This is a genomic window from Collinsella aerofaciens (assembly GCF_018785265.1).
Classification (GTDB): Bacteria; Actinomycetota; Coriobacteriia; order Coriobacteriales; family Coriobacteriaceae; genus Collinsella; species Collinsella aerofaciens_AI.
The window spans coordinates 1-3,850 of the sequence record NZ_WQPK01000044.1; the positions used below are offsets into that span (position 1 = coordinate 1).

4 protein-coding genes are annotated in these 3,850 nt (G+C 58.2%); 1 reads left to right on the forward strand and 3 read right to left on the reverse strand.

Features of this window, described 5'->3' with window-relative positions:
• The first annotated feature begins 457 nt into the window (after positions 1-457).
• The gene (locus GPK42_RS07165) at positions 458-808 is read left to right on the forward strand and encodes an Abi family protein (RefSeq protein WP_338404348.1); all 351 of its coding nucleotides are present in this window, start codon (positions 458-460) and stop codon (positions 806-808) included.
• A gap of 395 nt (positions 809-1,203) precedes the next feature.
• On the opposite strand, the gene GPK42_RS07170 is transcribed toward GPK42_RS07165, so the two are convergent.
• From GPK42_RS07170 to loaP, 3 genes are all read right to left on the reverse strand, one after another.
• Positions 1,204-1,920, reverse strand: coding sequence for a YfbU family protein (locus GPK42_RS07170; RefSeq protein WP_215694544.1), 717 nt, complete (start codon positions 1,918-1,920; stop codon positions 1,204-1,206).
• 875 nt (positions 1,921-2,795) lie between these two features.
• Entirely contained in the window at positions 2,796-3,206 is a 411-nt protein-coding gene (locus tag GPK42_RS07175; protein WP_215694546.1) for a GNAT family N-acetyltransferase, read from the reverse strand.
• Between the two features lie 81 nt (positions 3,207-3,287).
• Positions 3,288-3,850 (reverse strand): antiterminator LoaP (gene loaP / locus GPK42_RS07180; RefSeq protein WP_252200190.1); only part of this gene is annotated, 563 nt, incomplete at its 5' end.

A 3,850-nucleotide genomic window follows, 5' to 3' on the forward strand; every position in this document is an offset into this window, starting at 1 on the left:
TCAGATTCTAGGACGAAGGCCGTTCTTCGTTAAACGGGCGCTAGAGCGTCACCCTTACACCAACATTTTCGACGCGATCGACAAAAATCGGGTTGTGCTCAGGGATTGCTAATTTTTCCTCGCGCTTCCGAAATATAGGCATTTTGGCAGCGATCTGAGGTGCCTTTGAGCGCCATGCCGATGTCGCCGAGCCAAGAGCAATTGGTTAACGGACAAGCTGGGGCACGCGTTCTAGTATTTCAATAGCCAATGCCGAGGGGACACGTTAAGATGAAGCCAGTAAACCCGCCCGGCCCCTGCTTAGCATGCACACTGGCGGGTCTTTTTTTCAAATTCTAGGAGCCGAGATGAAGTACGAGAAGCCATTCCTCACCTACGACGAGCAGGCGGACCTGCTGATCTCGCGCGGCCTCATGGCAGACCGAGAAGAACTCGTCGGCAAGCTCGAGCGCGTGGGATAACAGCAGGCACGCTCGGAGTTAGCGCCAAGGTGGCCGAATCCTGGCTCGTGGCGCTCAACACTGTGAGGAACTGCTGTGCCCACCATAGCCGCCTCTGGAACAAGACGCTCGGCACCAAACCCATGATCCCAAGGGATGACACCGCCTGGCACGAGCCCCACGAGGTCGGCAACCACAAGATGTTCGGCACGCTCACTGTACTCAGCTACATGCTCGAAACCATCGCGCCGGCCACCTCATGGAGGTCGCGCCTCCTCGATCTCATGGAAGAGAGGCTGCCTCGCGAGGAATGGCGAGCCATGGGCTTCGGAGACGGGTTGATTTCCGATCTCAGCCGAACACATTGATCGGATAGGCCGTTTCCGTAGCCAGCCGAACCCCCCCCGAGTCCCCTCCCGGGACTCGGGGGCGGCATTTTCCCAGTTGAAGGAACGGTGGAGATGCTTTTCGATGGGTCCGGTGGCCATGCTCCGCCCTCCGCCCGGCACCTCTTCCCAGACTCAGCCGGACGGTCGCCCCGCCTATTCCGTTTTCCCCTTCAGGCTAGGACAGCGGGGCATCGCCCCTCTATGCGCGCGCGCCCTATCAGCCCCGGCGTCAGGTCGAGCTCGCCGAGCGGCACGTCCTCCACGCCGTAGGCCCTCGGCAGCTCCCGGCCGTCCCGTGGACACTCCAGCCCTTGATGTATTCGTTGATGTACTACAGAATTCGTCCGATGTCTTCAGACATCGGCTGCTCCCTCTTAGTAGCCAGAGTCGTAGCGCTGCGCAGCGATGACCTTCTCGATCTCGGCGAGGCCGAGGAAGCGGTCGCCGAGCATATGCTTGCGCCAGAGGGGCCTGAAGCAGTGAAGCATGCGGCGGTACATCTCGAGGCGGGGACCATGCGAGTTCCCGCCATCCGAATACTTCCTTAGAGGCTCCGCGAGCTCCTCATAGCGCTTGTCCGCAAGGAGGTGCTTCACGTAGCCGGCGAGACGCCCCTCCTCCATGTCGTTGTAGTCGAAGCCTTGAGGCGAGATGTCGCGCTCGTCCACCTCGGCCTTCTCATCTTCAGGCAGGTCCTCGTATGAGGCCCTGAGGACGCCGAACATGTCGAGGATGTCGTACAGCTCCTCGCAGCGGGAGTTGGGAATCTCCGGTCGAAGCACGGCGAATGCCTCCGGGTACTCGCGCACGTAGCCCTTCTCGAATATCTGTGCATTGCGCTTGTGGTAAGCGGCATCCTCCTCATACTCCGAGAGGGCGGCAAGGATGAGCTCCTGGTCGCGGAGGATGAGGCGGTTGACCGGCGCTATGGTCAGCGGGGCCATCTCCTCGGGGTAATCAGTGCGGGGGCTGCCCACAATTGATTCGAGGGCTTCGGTGACCACTCCTGAGATGGTGCCACCCGATTCGTGGGCCAATCCCTCGAGTTTGGCCTTGAGGTCATCACTGACTCGGATAGAGATGGTTGCCATTGTCTACCTCCTTAATGGTGTCCTACAGTCATGTATTACTGTATTACACTTACACGGTGACGTCAAATAGTCGGAGCCTGCCGGTTTGTGACCGGCCTGGAGAATGCTCGCAGCGGCAATCGTTGCGGGCATTTATCTTGCCCGCACGGGATGCGGGAGGTTCAGACGTGGAGTCCTCCAATCTCCCGGGGCCGGCTGATTCGGCCCTCAGGGCATCGGATCCCCACATTCATCCGTACATGTACGGATGAATGTGGGAGGTGTTCGGATGAAGTTGATATACAAGGGGCTTCGGAGACAGTTGGGGGAAGTGCCCTGTCTGGTTAAAGTGGCTAATCAACGAAAAGGCCGATGAATGCTTCAACGAAGAGACCCATCAGAACGAAGGGCAGCAGGACTAGACAAAGGGGCGCGGTCAGCAGCGTGGTCATGCCCAATGGCAGCGCTTGTTGCGGCTGCTCGCGCGTTATGCCAGGATCTCGTGCACGCGCTTCTGCACCGTCGAGTAAAGGCTACGAACGAGGTGGGGCACGCTATGGCTGTCATATATTTGGTAACTAAAACTGTCCGTTCAATAGCAGGGGCGCGCCGGCGTTAGCCGGTGCACCCCTGCTTTGGGAAACATGAAACCCGCTTTTAATCGGTTGCCCGCTTAGCTCAAAGCAAGAACAACCGCCACGACAATGCATGCGATACCGAGCAGCGGCGTGCGGCACCCAGAAGCGCTGCTCCCAGCAGGTGTAGCGAAGGCCAAGGCGCCCCTTATCGCACGGTCAACCCAAAACAGGACAGGGGTCCAGAAATTCTGGACCCCTGTCCTGCAGTAACCCGAAATGAACGGCCTGCATCTTTCTAGGTTTTGTCATTCGACGGAACTACCGAAACACTAGATCAAGAGACGACCTCACATCAAACGTTTCGGCAATGCCGGTACTGGACGCAAGGGTACCGTTATAGAAAAACTCGCTTGCACCCTCCCGGTAAAGGTTCCGATACTCCGCCATCGCCTCAAACCCAAATTTCTCAAGCAGGGGAGATAGGGACGGCATTACCTCCTGGGGAACCGTTATAAGAGGCCTCTCATCATCAAGGAGCTCGATGGAGGCCGCGATCAGCGCAGTCCCTACTCCCCGTCCGCGGTGGTTGGCGTCCACGCGCAGCGAGCAAATCTTCTTTTCCGCGCCGTCGTCTTTGACAGTAGCCGCAATGTCATATGCCATCAACGCATACGGCTCGAAGGCGCTCAGCTTCCCCTTTTGCTTTGCGCTCTTAGATTCGGTGTTCAAAACTCTTCTTCTCTTCCCTATTGATTCCGTTATCCCCGGCCCCCGGGGATCCTCCCTTTTTCGTTAAGCAGTCGCCAGCAGCTAGGCGATCGCCTTTTTAAGGTTTCGCATTGCACGCTGCTCGTTCGAAAGCACGGCAAGGCCGACGCGAGTGGTTACGCGTCGGCCGCACAGATCGAGCTCCAAATAAGCAGTGCTCTTGCGTCTGTTAATGGTTTTGATAAGGCCCTCATGGCCCAGCAGCGGACCTGCCGTCACTACGACCTGGTCGCCATCCTTTAAGGCCTCGCTCATGGGCACTACGCGGTCTCCCCTGTGCGTAAAGCTGCCAATAAGCTGGACCTCTTCTTTTGCCAGCGGCACAAACTGACCGTCCTGGGCAAGCACCCGGGCAAAGTCGTCCATGCGCAGCAGATACTGTTGCACGGTGCGGGGATCTACCGTGTCGCAGATAAGATAACCGGGAAAGAGCGGCTTGGTTGTATTGACCCATTCGCCGTGTACTTTGATCTCGGTTAGAAATTGGGGGTAAAAGAGCTCCTCCATGGCGCCAGCCGGCACCACGCGCTCGATGCGCTCACGCATTACGTCTTCGCGACCGTTAATGACCTGGATCACATACCACACGAGCACCACCCCCCCCC

Excerpts from the sequence above, each read along its gene's own strand:
- GPK42_RS07170 (WP_215694544.1), bottom strand. The coding sequence starts at position 1,920 with ATGGCAACCATCTCTATCCGAGTCAGTGATGACCTCAAGGCCAAACTC.